This window comes from Streptomyces capparidis, from assembly GCF_054782095.1.
In genome coordinates this window covers 105,637-120,350 of record NZ_BAAGTD010000022.1, presented here as the reverse complement: position 1 = coordinate 120,350, position 14,714 = coordinate 105,637, and the positions used below count along the sequence as shown (strand labels likewise).

Genomic DNA, 14,714 nt, shown 5'->3' with positions numbered 1-14,714 from the left:
GCTGCCGAGGGCCGCGCGTCCAGGGCGGGCGGCCTCAGGTCTGCTCCGTCCTCGCCGTCACGGCCTCCGGCAGGACGACGGTGAAGACGGCGCCGCCGCCGGGGCGGGCGCCCACCGTCGCCGTGCCGCCGTAGCGTTCCGCCAGGCGTCGCACCAGGACCAGGCCAAGGCCCCGGCGGCGGTGCCCGGCGGGGCGCTTGGTGGACCAGCCGTCGGTGAATACCTTCTCGCGCGCCTCCGGCGGCACCCCGGGCCCGCTGTCCGCCACCCTGAGCACCACCGTGCGCCCCTCCGCGCGCACGTCCACCTCCACGAACGGGTCGCGCCCGCCCGCCGCCGCGTCCAGCGCGTTGTCCACCAGGTTGCCCAGCACCGTCACCAGGTCCCGGGAGTCCACCACCGACTCGGGCAGCAGCGCGTCCTCGCACAGCCGCAGGTCCACCCCGCGCTCGTCCGCCACCGCCGCCTTGCCCACCAGCAGCGCCGCCACCAGCGGGTCCCGCACCTGCGCGCCGACCCGCGCCGCGGTGGAGCGGTGCGCCCCGGCGACGTCCGTGATGAACTCCACCGCCTCGTCGTGCAGGCCCAGCTCCAGCAGGCCCATCAGGGTGTGCAGGCGGTTGGCGTGCTCGTGGTCCTGGGCGCGCAGCGCCTCGGTGAGACCCCGGGTGCTGTCCAGCTCCCGCCCGAGCTGCTCCAGCTCCGTGCGGTCCCGCAGCGTGGCCACGGCGCCCCCGTCCTCGGTGGCCATCCGGTTGGCGACCAGCACCCGGTCCCCGGCCACCGTCAGCAGGTCCGCGCCGGTCGCCCGGCCGGTGAGCACGTCCGCGAGGCGGCCCGGCGGCAGCACCTCCTCCACCGGGCGGCCCGCCGCGTGTCCGGGCAGCGCGAGCAGGCGCTGCGCCTCGTCGTTGACCAGCCGGATGCGGCCGCGCGCGTCCAGCGCCACCACGCCCTCGCGGATGCTGTGCAGCATCGCCTCCCGCTCCGCGAGCAGCGAGGCGATCTCCGCCGTCTCGATGCCGCGGGTGCTGCGGTGCAGCCTGCGGGACGCCTCGAGCGCGGCCACGGCGCCCACGGCGAGCGCGGCGGCGGCGTACGCCAGCAGCTCGGGCAGCGCGGACAGCAGGCGCTGGCGCACCCCCACGTAGGGGATGCCGACGGAGACGGCGCCGACGATGCGGTCGCCCGCGTCGCGCAGCGGGACCTTGCCGCGGGCGGTGCGGCCCAGCGTGCCGTTCTCGATCGCGGTGACCTCCCGCCCGGCCAGGGCCTGGCTGGGGTCGGTGCTGACCCGCTCGCCGATGCGGTCCGGCTGCGGGTGGGACAGCCGCATCCCGCGGGTGTCCATCACCACCACGTACTCCGCGCCGGTGGCCCGCCTGACCCGCTCGGCCGCCCGCTGCACCGGGTTGCCCGGGGACAGGTCGCCGTCCGCCACGCCCCGGGCGATCTCCGGGTCGGCGGCCGTGGACTGGGCGATGGCCAGCGCCCGGTTCATCGCCTCCCGGTTGAGCTGGTCGCCGAGCGGCGCCAGGAACAGCACGGCCGCGAGCCCGCTCACCACCGCGGCGATGGCCAACTGCACCAGCAGCACCTGCGCCCACACCTGGGCCAGCCAGCGGGGCCTGGTCACGGCCGCGCGCCCGCCCGCGCGGGGGCGACCCGCACCGCCGTGAACGCCCGGGGCGCACCCGGCGGCGCGCCGCAGCTCTCCGGCCGCGGCGGCGGCAGCTCGCGCCGCTCCACGACGACGTGCCAGGCGCGGCCGTCCACGTGCCGCACCGGCACCACCGACCGCCCGTCCCCGCCGTCCGGGGCGCCCGGTCCCACCGTCAGCGCCTCCGCCCGGTCCTCGCCGGTGCGGGCGCGCACCGCGAGCTCGGCGGCCTGCCCGGGGCGCTCCCACGCCGAGCGGCCGCGGCACCACGGGAGCGCGACCCGGCCCTCCCGGGTGGCCTCCAGCACCTCCTTGGCGGCGGGCCCGGTCAGCCGCCCGTACGCGTAGCCGTACGGCAGCACCAGCGCCGTCGGGGCGAACCGGTGCCCGCCGATGTGGGTGACCTCCCACACCTCGGCCCCGCCCGCCGCGGCGAGCTCGGCGGCCAGCGGGCGGCCGAGCACGGCGCAGCAGCGGTCCCGCCTGCCGTTGGTGCACACCAGGGCGACGGGGGCGCCGCGGTGCTCCGCGCCGAGCCCGCCGTGCTCGCCGCGGCCGAGGGCGGCGAGGTCGAGGCCGAGCAGCCCCGCCGGGTCCGCGGTGTCCAGCGCCCGCACCCAGGAGCGGCCGGGCGCCGTGTGCGCGGCCAGCACCCGGGCGGGCCGGGGCCGGGCCGGGGCGGCGTGCGGCCCGGGGCGGCGCACCAGCGCCACCCGCACCCCGGTGCCCTCGGCGGCCGCGGTCAGCGCCCGCCCGAGGCCGGAGGGCAGGCGGCTGTCGGTGAGGGCGTCGCGCCCCCACGGGCCCGGCTGCTCCACCAGCAGCCAGGTCCTGGCCACCGCCGCCGTGGCGGCCAGGGGTTCGTCCAGGTCACGGGAGGCATTCGCACACGTGCTCACGTCGGCGAGGGTAAGCGATCCGGCCGCGCGCCCCCGCGCGGCCGTCCGCCGTCCGGCCCCCGCCGCCCGCGGGCCCGCGGCGCGCGGGGCCGCGGGCGGCGGGCCCGCGCCGGGTCAGCGCAGCGGCGCCGCCACCGCCGCCACCGCCTTGGCCAGCGGCGCGCCGGAGCCGTCCCGGCGCGGGTCGCGCTCGGGCAGCTCGACCGGGACGCCGGCGGCCGTGGCGGCCCGCGGCGGCGCCTGGCCGGCCCAGGCGAACACCAGCCGGTCCTCGCCCTTGAGGAACCGCTGGCAGCGCACCCCGCCGGTGGCGCGGCCCTTGCGCGGGTAGGTCTCGAACGGGGTGCGCTTGGCGCTGCCCTGCGCGGCGCCGTCCAGCGCGCCCTCGACCCCGGCGATCGTCACCACGTCGGCGTCGGCCGCCGGGTCCACCGCCGTGAACGCGATGACCTTGGCGCCCGCGGCCAGCTTGACCCCGGCCATGCCGCCCGCCGCCCGGCCCTGCGGCCGGACCTGGCCCGCCGGGTAGCGCAGCAGTTGCGCGTCGGAGGTGATGAACACCAGGTCCTCCTCGCCGGTGCGCAGCTCCACCGCGCCGGCCACCCGGTCGCCCTCCCGCAGGGAGACCACCTCCAGCTCGTCCTTGTTCGCCGGGTACTCGGGCACCACGCGCTTGACCACGCCCTGCTCGGTGCCGAGGGCGAGGCCGGGCGAGGACTCGTCGAGCGTGGTCAGGCAGAGCACCGCCTCGTCCGGCGCGAGGGAGACGAACTCGGTGAGCGGGGCGCCGCCCGCCAGGTTCGGCGCGGAGGCGCTGGGCGGCAGCGCGGGCAGATCGATCACGGTCAGCCGCAGCAGCCGGCCCGCCGACGTCACCACGCCCACGTCGCCGCGGGCCGTCGCCGGGACCGCCGAGACCACCACGTCGTGCTTGGACCGGCCGCCGCTGTCGGCGAACACCTCGTCGCCGGTGGTGCGGGCCAGCAGCCCGGTGGAGGACAGCAGCACCCGGCACGGGTCGTCCGGCACCTCCAGCGGGACGGCCGCCGTCGGCTGCCCCGCCGAGGACAGCAGCACCGTGCGGCGCGGGGTGCCGAACTTCTTGGCCACCGCGGCCAGCTCCGCCGACACCAGCTTGCGCAGCTCCGCGTCCGACTCCAGGACCCGGGTGAGCTCCTCGATCTCGGCCGTGAGGCGGTCGCGCTCCTCCTCCAGCTCGATCCGGTCGAATCGGGTCAGACGGCGCAGCGGGGTGTCGAGGATGTACTGCGTCTGGGTGTCGCTGAGGGAGAACCGCTCCATCAGCGCGCCCTTGGCCTCGGCCGCGTTGTCGCTGGATCGGATGATCCGGATGACCTCGTCGATGTCGAGCAGTGCGACCAGCAGGCCCTCGACCAGGTGCAGGCGGTCGCGCTTCTTGCCGCGCCGGAACTCGCTGCGCCGGCGCACCACCGTGAAGCGGTGGTCGATGTAGACCTCGAGCAGCTCCTTCAGGCCCAGCGTGAGCGGCTGGCCGTCCACCAGCGCCACGTTGTTGATGCCGAAGGTCTCCTCCATCGGCGTCAGCTTGTAGAGCTGCTCCAGCACGGCCTCCGGGTGGAAGCCGTTCTTGATCTCGAAGACCAGCCGCAGGCCGTGCTGCCGGTCGGTCAGGTCCTTCAGGTCGGCGATGCCCTGGAGCTTCTTCTGCGCCACCAGGTCCTTGACCTTGGCGCGCACCTTCTCCGGCCCGACGTTGTACGGCAGCTCGGTGACGACGATGCCCTTGCGGCGCGGGGTGACGTCCTCGATGGAGGCGGTGGCGCGGATGCGGAAGGTGCCGCGGCCGGTCTCGTAGGCGTCCCTGATGCCGTCCAGGCCCACGATCCGCCCGCCCGTGGGCAGGTCGGGGCCCGGCACGAACCGCATCAGCGTGTCCAGATCGGCGTTGGGGTGCTTGATCAGGTGGCGGGCCGCGGCCACCACCTCGCCCAGGTTGTGCGGCGGCATGTTGGTGGCCATGCCGACCGCGATGCCCGAGGCCCCGTTCACCAGCAGGTTGGGGAACGCCGAGGGCAGGGCCAGCGGCTCGGCCTCGCTGCCGTCGTAGTTGGGGGCGAAGTCGACGGTGTCCTCGTCGATCGACTCCACCATCAGCATCGCGGCCGCGGCCATCCGCGCCTCGGTGTACCGCATGGCCGCGGGCGGGTCGTCGTTGCCCAGCGATCCGAAGTTGCCGTGCCCGTCGACCAGCGGCAGCCGCATGGAGAACGGCTGCGCCATGCGCACCAGGGCGTCGTAGATCGAGGCGTCGCCGTGCGGGTGCAGGCGGCCCATCACCTCCCCGACGACCCGGGCGCTCTTGACGTACCCGCGGTCGGGGCGCAGGCCCATCTGCCCCATCTGGTGGAGGATGCGGCGGTGCACCGGCTTCAGGCCGTCCCTGGCGTCGGGCAGGGCACGGGAGTAGATGACCGAGTAGGCGTACTCCAGGAAGGAGCCCTGCATCTCGTCCACGACGTCGATGTCGAGGATGCGCTCCTCGAACTCCTCGGGAGGCGGGGTCTTGGTGCTGCGGCGGGCCATCTTCTCCCGGTGCTCCGTTCTTCCTTGCGTGGGGCCTGGGCTGGTACTGGCGGCCTCCATTGTGGACCCAGCCGCCGACATCCCCGACCCGCGGCCCGTCCGGCGCGGGGCCACGGGGTCGAGCGGCCCGTCACCGTCGCGCGTTAGGGTGCGAAGAGGGCCCGACCATGGCCCCGAAGCAGCAACCGGGAAGGACGCGACGCCCATGGCCCAGACGGCCACGCCGGACACCGGCCCGGCGGTGCCCCCGCGCAGCGGGTTCACCGCCACAGAGCACCGCCTCGCCAACGGCCTGCGGGTGGTGCTCTCCGAGGACCACCTGACGCCGGTCGCCGCCGTGTGCCTGTGGTACGACGTCGGCTCCCGGCACGAGGTGCCGGGCCGCACCGGCCTCGCCCACCTCTTCGAGCACCTGATGTTCCAGGGCTCGGCGAACGTGCGCGGCAACGGGCACTTCGAGATGGTGCAGGGCGCGGGCGGCTCCCTCAACGGCACCACGAGCTTCGAGCGCACCAACTACTTCGAGACCATGCCCGCCCACCAGGTCGAGCTCGCCCTGTGGCTGGAGGCCGACCGCATGGGCAGCCTCCTGGCCGCGCTGGACCTGGAGAGCCTGGACAACCAGCGGGACGTGGTGAAGAACGAGCGCCGCCAGCGCTACGACAACGTCCCCTACGGCACCGCGTTCGAGCGCCTGGTCGCGATGGTCTTCCCCGAGGGCCACCCGTACCACCACACGCCCATCGGCTCCATGGCCGACCTGGACGCCGCCTCCCTGGAGGACGCGCGCGCGTTCTTCCGCACCTACTACGCGCCGAACAACGCGGTGCTCGCGGTCGTCGGCGACATCGACCCCGAGCAGACCCTCGCCTGGGTGGAGAAGTACTTCGGCTCCATCCCCTCGCACGACGGGAAGCCCCGCCCGCGCGACGGCGCCCTGCCGGCGGTGATCGGGCGGGAGGTGCGCCAAGTGGTCCGCGAGGACGTGCCGGCGCGCGCCGTGATGTCCGTCTACCGGCTGCCGCAGGACGGCGTCCGCGAGGCCGACGCCGCCGACCTCGCGCTGACCGTCCTGGGCGGCGGGGAGTCCTCCCGGCTGCACAACCGCCTGGTGCGCCGCGACCGCCTCGCCGTCGGCGCCTCCTTCGGGCTGCTGAGACTGGCTCAGGCCCCGTCGCTCGGCTGGCTGGACCTGAAGCTCTCCAGCGGGGTGGAGGCCGCCGCCGCCGAGGCCGCGGTGGACGAGGAGCTGGCCCGCTTCGCCGAGGAGGGGCCCACCCCCGAGGAGCTGGAGCGCGCCCAGGCGCAGATCGAGCGCGAGTGGCTGGACCGGCTCGCCACCGCGGGCGGCCGCGCCGACGAGCTGTGCCGGTACGCCACGCTGTTCGGCGACCCGTCGCTGGCGCTGAACGCCGTGGAGCGGGTGCTGGAGGTCACCGCCGAGGAGGTGCGGGCCGTCGCCGCCGCCCGGCTGCGCCCGGACAACCGCGCCGTGCTGGTGTACGAGCCCACGGGCCGGGAGGAAGCCGATGACCCCGCCGGCGAGGCGGCCGGGGGAGCCGGAGAAGCGCAGGAAGCCGAGGACGGCCAGTGACCGACGTGACCGACGTGACGCCCAGCATGACGTTCCACCCGCGGCCCGAGGCGGGCCCCGCCAAGCCGTGGGACTTCCCCGCCCCCGCCCGCTCCGCCCTGCCCAACGGGGTGACGGTGCTGCACTGCCACCGCCCCGGGCAGAAGATCGTCGCCGTCGAGGTGCTGCTCGACGCGCCGCTGGCCGCCGAGCCCGAGGGCCTGGACGGCGTGGCCACGATCATGGCCAGGGCGCTGTCCGAGGGCACCGACCGGCACTCCGCCGAGGAGTTCGCCGCCGAACTGGAGCGCTGCGGCGCCACCTTGGACGCGCACGCCGACCACTCCGGCGTGCGGGTCTCCCTGGAGGTGCCCGCCTCCCGCCTGGAGCGGGCGCTCGGGCTGCTCGCCGACGCGCTGCGGGCCCCGGCGTTCGTCCCGGACGAGGTCGAGCGCCTCGTCGCCAACCGGCTGGACGAGATCCCGCACGAGCTGGCCAACCCGGCGCGGCGCGCGGCCGTCGCCCTGTACGCCGACCTGTTCCCCGGCGAGCAGCGCATCTCCCGCCCCCGCCAGGGCACCCAGGAGTCGGTGGCCCGGATCACCCCCGGGGCGGTCCGGGACTTCTACACCGCGCATGTGCGGCCCTCCACCGCCACGGCCGTCGTGGTCGGCGACCTCACCGGCATCGACCTGGGCGCCGCGCTCGGCTCGACCCTGGGCGCCTGGACGGGCGGGCAGGCCGCCCCCTGGGCCCGCCCGGCGATCGTCGGCGACGACACGGCCCGCGTGATCGTCGTGGACCGGCCGGGGGCGGTGCAGACGCAGTTGCTCATCGGCCGGGTCGGCACCGACCGGCACGATCCGGCCTGGCCCGCGCAGGTGCTCGGCACCTACTGCCTCGGCGGCACCCTCACCTCCCGTCTCGACCGGGTGCTGCGCGAGGAGAAGGGCTACACCTACGGCGTGCGCGCCTTCGGCCAGGTGCTGCGCTCCGCCGTGGACGGCTCGGGCGCCTCCATGCTCGCCATCAGCGGCTCGGTGGCCACCGACGTCACCGGACCCGCGCTCGCCGACACCTGGCGGGTGCTGCGGGAGCTGGCCGAGGGCGGCCTCACCGAGCAGGAGCGGGAGGCCGCGGTGCAGAACCTGGTCGGGGTGGCGCCGCTGAAGTACGAGACGGCGTCCTCGGTCGCGGCCACCCTCGCCGACCAGGTCGAGCAGGAGCTGCCCGACGACTTCCAGGCCCGCTTCTACGAGCGGCTCACCGAGGTCGGCACGGTGGAGGCCACGGCCGCCGTGGTGCGGGCGTTCCCGCCGGACCGGCTGGTCACGGTGCTGGTCGGCGACGCCTCCGCGATTGCGGGCCCCGTGGAGGAGCTCGGCATCGGCCCGGTGCGGGTGATCGGCCCCTGAGCGGCCGCTGACCGGCTCCGTCCGGCCCGCCATGTGCCCCGGCGCGCGCCACGCGTGCCGGGGCACGCGTTTCCCCCGCTTGTGTCCGGTTCCGGCCTGCGATGTTTCCTCCTGTTCATCGGGCCGGAGCATTCCTGAAATAGAGTCGCGAAAGAAAGTGGATACGCCGCGTTACGCGGCCATTAAGGAAAAGGGCCGGCCATGCGGGGACGGGTGTGAACGGGACGGGCGCGGCGTCGGGCGGGCGGATTTCCGCGCAGGCGGTCTGCGCCGCGATCCGCGACGACATCATCAAGGGCCACTTCCCGCCCGGCAGCCGGCTGGCCGAGGAGCTGCTGGCCAAGCGGTACGGCGTCTCCCGCGTCCCGGTCCGCGAGGCCCTGCGCACCCTGGAGTCCGAGGGCTTCGTCCGCACCCGCAGGCACGCGGGCGCCTCGGTGGCCGAGCTCACCGAGGAGGAGTCCGCCGACCTGCTGGAGATCCGCGCCCTGCTGGAGCCGCTGGGTGCCGCCCGCGCCGCGCAGCGCCGCACGCAGGCGCATGTGAAAGTGCTGCGCGGGCTGGTGAAACTCGGTCAGGAGCGGGCGCAGCAGCGGCAGTTGTCCGATCTGCCGTCGCTCGACGGCTGGTTCCACGAGACGCTCGCGCAGGCGTCGGGCAGCACCAGCCTCGCGCAACTGCTCACCCAGCTCCGGCACAAGCTGACGTGGGTGTACTCGGTGGAGCTGCCGATGCGCGCCGAGGAGTCCTGGGGCGAGCACGCGGCCATCGCGGACGCGGTGGCCCGCGGCGACGCCGAGCGGGCGCGGCGGCTCGCGGCGCTGCACGTGGAGCGGTCGGCCGCGGCGTACCGGCTGCGCCGCATGCCCCGGCAGAACGGGCGGTCCCCGAAGGGCACGGGCAGCGCCAGCCGGCGGTGAGGAGAACGAAACACGCCCGGAACAGGCGGTGTCCTCGTATTCAACGGTTCTGCTGTATACAACGGCGCCCGGCGAATTATCGGGGGCGGGAACGGAGACGGGAACGGCGGCCGGACAGGCGGGGCGGGGACGGAGCCGGGAATGGGGGCGTCGGGTCCGGAACGGAGCCGACAACGGCGGCCGGATACGACGGGCGGGCACGGGGCCGTGGGCCGGGCCGGGGAAATGAGCCGGGAACGGAGACGGCGGGGGAGGGAGGGCCGGGAACGGCGGCCGGACACGTGGGGCGGGAACGCGGCCGGGACCGGGGCCGGAGACCGCAGCCGGGAACGGAGAGCAGAGCGGGGGCCGGGAGCGGAGACCGGAGCCGGCGATGGAGACGGAAGCCGGAACAAGGCCCGGGAACCCCCGAACGCCCCGCCGCCCCGCGCCGGCCCGAGCGCGACCCCCGTGCGCAGCCGCCGCCCCGCCCCGTATGCGCGTGAAGGCGCGCCCCGGCGAGGGGGCGCGCCTTCACGCGGGGCGGTGCCGCCGCTCAGACCGTCTCGGGCAGCTCGTCCAGGCCCTCGGCGACCAGCTTCGCCAGGCGGTCGAGGGCGGCCTCGGCGCCGTCCGCCTCGGAGGCCAGCACGACCTCCTCGCCGCCCTGCGCGCCCAGACCCAGGACGCCCAGCATGCTGGCGGCGTTGACCGGGGTGCCCCCGGCCTTGGCGATCGTCACGGGGACGCCCGCCGCGGTCGCGGCGCGGACGAAGAGGGAGGCGGGGCGTGCGTGCAGGCCCTCGGCCCAACCGACGGTGACACGGCGCTCGACCATGGTGTAGCCCTTCACGGAGAATGCGGGGTTGTCCGGGCCGGGCGGACGCGGCGGCACCCCGGGCCCGGCCCGCCCCCACTCTCTCAAACCGGCCGCGGCCCTCGGACACCGCCCGACCGTGATTTACGGCATACGCTGGCACAATGGCAGTCAGCAGCGGGCAGGCCGGGGAGCACCCGCCGGAGAGGCGCTATCCCGAGCACTGGGAGGCGGACGTCGTGCTGCGCGACGGCGGCACCGCGCACATCCGCCCCATCGCCCCGGACGACGCCGACCGCCTGGTGGCCTTCTACGCCGAGGTCTCCGACGAGTCCAAGTACCTGCGGTTCTTCGCGCCCTACCCGCGTCTGTCCGACCGCGACGTGCGCCGCTTCACGCACCACGACTACGTGGACCGGGTGGGCCTGGCCGCCGTCGTCGGCGACGAGTTCATCGCCACCGTCCGCTACGACCGGATCGGCCGGCGGGGGCAGGAGGGCGGCGACCAGGCCGAGGTGGCGTTCCTGGTGCAGGACGCCCACCAGGGCCGCGGGGTCGCCTCCGCGCTGCTCGAGCACATCGCCGCCGTCGCCCGGGAGCGCGGCATCCGCCGCTTCGTCGCCGAGGTGCTGCCGTCCAACCGCCGGATGATCAAGGTGTTCACCGACGCCGGGTACACCCAGCACCGCAGCTTCGAGGACGGCGTGGTGCGCCTGGAGTTCGGACTGGAGCCCACCGAGGCGTCGGTGGAGGTGATGCGCGCCCGCGAGCTGCGCGCCGAGGCCCGCTCCGTGCGCCGCCTGCTCGCCCCGCGCTCGGTGGCGGTGGTCGGCACCGGGCGCCGCCCCGGCGGTGTGGGGCGCGCCCTGCTCGGCGGGCTGCTCGACGCGGGCTTCACCGGCCGCGTCCACGCCGTCAACAGCGCGTTCCCCGAGGACTGCACGACCCTGGAGCCCGAGGGCGTGCCCGCCCACCGCTCGGTGCACGACATCCCCGAGCCGGTGGACCTCGCCGTCATCGCGGTGCCCGCCGAGCGCGCTCACGAGGCCGTCGCCGACTGCGGCGCCCACGGCGTGCAGGGCCTGGTCGTGGTCGCCGCGGGCTACGCGGAGTCCGGCGAGCCGGGCCGCGCCCGGCAGCGGGAGCTGGTGCGCCTGGCCCGCGCCGCCGGCATGCGCGTCATCGGCCCCAACGCGTTCGGCGTCGGGAACACCGCGCCGGACGTCCGGCTGAACGCCTCCCTCGCCCCGCGGCTGCCCTCGACCGGCCGGATCGGCCTGTTCACCCAGTCCGGCGCGATCGGCATAGCGCTGCTGGCGGGCCTGCACCGGCGCGGGCTCGGCCTGTCGTCGTTCGTCTCGGCCGGGAACCGCGCCGACGTCTCCGGCAACGACCTGCTCCAGTACTGGCACGAGGACCCGGCCACCGGCGTGGTGCTGATGTACCTGGAGTCGTTCGGCAACCCGCGCAAGTTCACCCGCCTCGCCCGCCGCACCGCCCGCGCCAAGCCCGTCGTGGTGGTCAAGGCCGGGCGGCACACCGCCAGCGGCGTCCCCGCCGGGCACGCCGTGCCCGCCCCGCGCATCCCCGACGCCACCGTGGACGCCCTGTTCCGCCAGGCCGGGGTGATCCGCGTGGACACCGTCACCGAACTGCTGGACGTCGGGCTGCTGCTGGACTGCCGCCCGCTGCCCGCGGGCGGCCGGGTCGCGATCCTCGGCAACTCCGAGTCCCTCGGCGTGCTCGCCCAGGACGCCTGCCTGACCGCGTCCCTCGAGCCGTCCCCGCCCCGCGACCTGACCACCGCCGCCACCCCCGAGGACTTCCGCGCCGCGCTCGCCGCCGCGCTCGCCGACGACGGCACCGACGCCGTCCTGGTCACCGCGATACCCCCGGTCGGCGGCGACGGCGCGCACGAGCCGTGGGACGCGCCCGCGCTCGCCCGCGCCCTGCGCGCCGCGGCGGACGGCGCGGACAAGCCCGTCCTGGTCGTCCACCTGGCCCTGGACGACCTGCCGGAGCTGCTCACCGGCGACGAGGGCGGCCCCAGGCTGCCCACCTACCCGGCCGCGGAGCGGGCCGTGCGGGCGCTGGCCGAGGCGGTGCGGCACGCCGCCTGGCGCCGCGCCGAGGCCGACCCCGGCCGGGTCCCCGCCTACGACGACGTGGACGTGCCCGCCGCCCGCGCCCGGGTCGCCGCGCTGCTGACCGCCCACGAGGCGGGTGAGCGGCCGGACGCGCCCCTGGTGGCCGACGACGCGGAGGCCGCCCGGCTGCTGGCCCGCTACGGGATCCGGGTGCGCCCCGCCCTGCCCGCGCCCACCGCGGACGCCGCCGCCGAGGCCGCCGGGCGACTGGGCTACCCCGTGGCGCTGAAGACCACGGCGGAGCGGCTGCGGCACCGCCCCGACCTCGGCGGGGTGCGGCTCGACCTCGCCGACGAGGACGACCTGCGGCGCGCGTTCCGCGAGCTGACCCGGACCCTGGGCGACCCCGGCGGCCTCCGCCCGGTGGTCCAGGCCATGGCGCCGCGCGGGGTGGACACCGTGGTGCGGGCCGCGGTGGACCCGGCCGTCGGCGCGGTGCTGTCGTTCGGCCTGGCCGGGCCCGCGTCCGAGCTGCTCGGCGACGTCGCCCACCGGCTGGTCCCGGCCACCGACCGGGACGTCGCCGAGCTGGTGCGCTCCATCGGGGCGGCGCCGCTGCTGTTCGGCTACCGGGGGGCGGAGCCGGTGGACACCGCCGCCCTGGAGGAGCTGCTGCTGCGGGTGTCGCTGCTGGTCCACGACCTGCCGGAGGTGGCGCTCGTCGACCTGGAGCCGGTCGTCGTCGCTCCCCGGGGCCTGGCCGTGCTCGGCGCCTCGGTGTGCCTGGCCCGGCCGCCGGCCCGCGACGACCTGGGCCCGCGCAGCCTGTCGCGGTACTGACGCCGCACCGGCCCGGCCGCCGCGGCGCGCGCGGCCCGACGGCGGGGCCCGGACGGCCGGACGGCGGGGCGCGCACGGCCGCGGGGGAGGGCGCGGACGGCCCGCGAGCGGGCGCCGGGCGCCCCTGGGGCCTTGCCCGGCGTGTCTGTCCCGCGGCCCGTTACGGCCTAGGATGGACCTCATGGCGAAGACCGGTACGACGACCCAGGGCCTGCGCACGGCCATCGAGCGCAGCGGCTACTACCCCGCGCTCGTCGCGGAGGCGGTGGAGTCCGCGGTCGGCAACGAGCCGGTCGTGTCCTACCTGGTGCACCAGGAGACCACGTTCGACGCCAACGAGGTGCGCAGGCACGTGACCGTGCTGGTCCTCACCGGCACCAGGTTCATCGTCAGCCACACCGACGAGCAGGCCGCCGACGACACCTCGCCCTCGCCCTACGCCACCACCTCCACCGAGTCGGTGAAGCTCTCCCGGATCTCCTCGGTGGTGCTCAGCCGCGTCGTGGCCAACCCCGAGTCGTACACCCCCGGCACCCTGCCCCGCGAGGTCGTCCTGACCATCGGCTGGGGCGCCGTCAACCGCCTCGACCTGGAGCCCGCCGCCTGCGGCGACCCCAACTGCGAGGCCGACCACGGCTACACCGGCTCCTCCACCTCCGACGACCTGAGCCTGCGCGTCAGCGAGGCCGGGGACGGACCCGAGACGGTCACCCAGACCCTGGCGTTCGCCCAGGCGCTGTCCGAGGCCACGGCCCAGGCCGCGGGCTGAGCGGCGCCGCACCCGCAGATGAACCACCCCGCACCCGCAGACCCCCAGGCCGCGCCCGCCCCGCTGTACGGCTCCGCCTCCCTGGCCGACGTGCTGCCCGCCATCGCCCGCGGCCTCGGCCTGCCCGGCCCCGACGGCGGCCTGGCGCTGGAGCCCGCCGACCGGGCCTGCCTGTTCCTGGTGGACGGCCTCGGCTGGGAGCTGCTGCGCGCCCACCCCGAACAGGCGCCGTTCCTGACCTCCCTGCTGGAGACGTCCCTCGGCGGCACCGGCCGCCCCCTGACCGCGGGATTCCCCTCCACCACCGCCACCTCCCTGGCCTCGGTGGGCACCGGCCTGCCGCCGGGCGCGCACGGCCTGGCCGGGTACATGGTGCTGGTGCCGGGCACGCGCACGCTGATGAACCAGTTGCGCTGGCAGCCGTACACCGACCCGGCCGAGTGGCAGCCCTATCCGACCGTGTTCGAGCGCGCGCACGCGGCGGGCATCGAGACCTGCCAGGTCTCCTCGCCGCTGTTCGAGCACACGCCGCTGACACGGGTGGCGCTGTCCGGGGGCACGTTCTTCGGGCGGCTGACCGGCGAGGAGCGGATGGACCTGGCCGCCGAGCGGCTCGCCGCGGCCGACCGCACCCTGGTCTACACCTATTACAGCGACCTGGACGGCACCGGCCACCGGCACGGCGTGGACTCCGACCAGTGGCGGTGGCAGCTCTCCCGGGTGGACCAGCTCGCGCAGCGCCTGGCCGAGCAGCTCCCGCCGCGCTCGGCGCTGTACGTCACCGCCGACCACGGCATGATCGACATCGCGCCGGAGCACCGGGTGGACTTCGACGACGACTGGGAGCTGCGCGCCGGCGTTGCCGAACTCGGCGGCGAGGGCCGGGCCCGGCACGTGTACGCGGTGCCGGGCGCCGCGGGCGACGTGTACGCGGTGTGGAGCGAGGTGCTCGGCGACCGCATGTGGGTGGCCACCCGCGACGAGGCGATCGCCGCGGGCTGGTTCGGCCCGGTGGTGGACCCGCGCGTGTACGGCAGGATCGGCGACGTGGTGGCCGCCGCCCGCGACGACATGGCGGTGATCGCCAGCAGGAGCGAGCCGGGCGAGTCCTCCATGGTGGGCCTGCACGGCTCGATGACGCCGGTCGAGCAGCTCGTCCCCCTGCTCGAACTGCGCACCTGACCGCCGTT

At 76.2% G+C, this 14,714-nt stretch carries 10 protein-coding genes; 6 read left to right on the top strand and 4 right to left on the bottom strand.

Features of this window, described 5'->3' with window-relative positions:
• Window positions 1–34: 34 nt before the first annotated feature.
• From ACYVO2_RS19405 to ACYVO2_RS19395, 3 genes are all read right to left on the bottom strand, one after another.
• The gene (locus ACYVO2_RS19405) at window positions 35–1,636 is read right to left on the bottom strand and encodes a sensor histidine kinase (RefSeq protein ID WP_461009133.1); all 1,602 of its coding nucleotides are present in this window, start codon (window positions 1,634–1,636) and stop codon (window positions 35–37) included.
• Window positions 1,633–2,559: a sucrase ferredoxin gene (locus tag ACYVO2_RS19400; RefSeq protein ID WP_461009132.1), complete on the bottom strand. Its 927-nt coding sequence runs from the start codon at window positions 2,557–2,559 to the stop codon at window positions 1,633–1,635. Before ACYVO2_RS19400 ends, ACYVO2_RS19405 begins: the two co-directional genes overlap by 4 nt.
• 114 nt (window positions 2,560–2,673) lie before the next feature.
• A complete protein-coding gene (locus tag ACYVO2_RS19395; RefSeq protein ID WP_461009131.1) occupies window positions 2,674–5,124 on the bottom strand; it encodes a DNA gyrase/topoisomerase IV subunit A in 2,451 nt (816 codons plus the stop codon).
• A 205-nt stretch (window positions 5,125–5,329) separates the two neighbouring features.
• On the opposite strand from ACYVO2_RS19395, the gene ACYVO2_RS19390 reads away from it, so the two are divergent.
• The 3 genes from ACYVO2_RS19390 to ACYVO2_RS19380 all read left to right on the top strand — a co-directional run bounded on the left by ACYVO2_RS19390 (window position 5,330) and on the right by ACYVO2_RS19380 (window position 9,032).
• A complete protein-coding gene (locus ACYVO2_RS19390) occupies window positions 5,330–6,718 on the top strand; it encodes a M16 family metallopeptidase (protein WP_461009130.1) in 1,389 nt (462 codons plus the stop codon).
• A 26-nt stretch (window positions 6,719–6,744) separates the two neighbouring features.
• Window positions 6,745–8,112 carry a M16 family metallopeptidase gene (locus ACYVO2_RS19385; protein ID WP_461009156.1) on the top strand — a complete coding sequence of 456 codons (1,368 nt, stop codon included), beginning with the start codon at window positions 6,745–6,747 and terminating at the stop codon, window positions 8,110–8,112.
• Window positions 8,113–8,327: 215 nt separating this feature from the next.
• Window positions 8,328–9,032, top strand: coding sequence for a GntR family transcriptional regulator (locus tag ACYVO2_RS19380; RefSeq protein ID WP_461009129.1), 705 nt, complete (start codon window positions 8,328–8,330; stop codon window positions 9,030–9,032).
• Window positions 9,033–9,567: 535 nt separating this feature from the next.
• Here the strand turns inward: ACYVO2_RS19380 and ACYVO2_RS19375 are convergent.
• On the bottom strand, window positions 9,568–9,849 hold the full coding sequence (locus ACYVO2_RS19375) for an HPr family phosphocarrier protein (protein ID WP_461009128.1): 282 nt from the start codon (window positions 9,847–9,849) through the stop codon (window positions 9,568–9,570).
• Window positions 9,850–9,992: 143 nt separating this feature from the next.
• Here ACYVO2_RS19375 and ACYVO2_RS19370 point away from each other — a divergent pair, with 143 nt between their 5' ends.
• From ACYVO2_RS19370 to ACYVO2_RS19360, 3 genes are all read left to right on the top strand, one after another.
• The gene (locus ACYVO2_RS19370) at window positions 9,993–12,755 is read left to right on the top strand and encodes a bifunctional acetate--CoA ligase family protein/GNAT family N-acetyltransferase (RefSeq protein ID WP_461009127.1); all 2,763 of its coding nucleotides are present in this window, start codon (window positions 9,993–9,995) and stop codon (window positions 12,753–12,755) included.
• 181 nt (window positions 12,756–12,936) lie between these two features.
• Window positions 12,937–13,524: a DUF5998 family protein gene (locus ACYVO2_RS19365; RefSeq protein ID WP_461009126.1), complete on the top strand. Its 588-nt coding sequence runs from the start codon at window positions 12,937–12,939 to the stop codon at window positions 13,522–13,524.
• An 18-nt stretch (window positions 13,525–13,542) separates the two neighbouring features.
• Window positions 13,543–14,706 (top strand): alkaline phosphatase family protein, encoded by a 1,164-nt coding sequence (locus ACYVO2_RS19360; RefSeq protein WP_461009125.1) that lies wholly within the window; start codon window positions 13,543–13,545, stop codon window positions 14,704–14,706.
• Window positions 14,707–14,714: the final 8 nt, after the last annotated feature.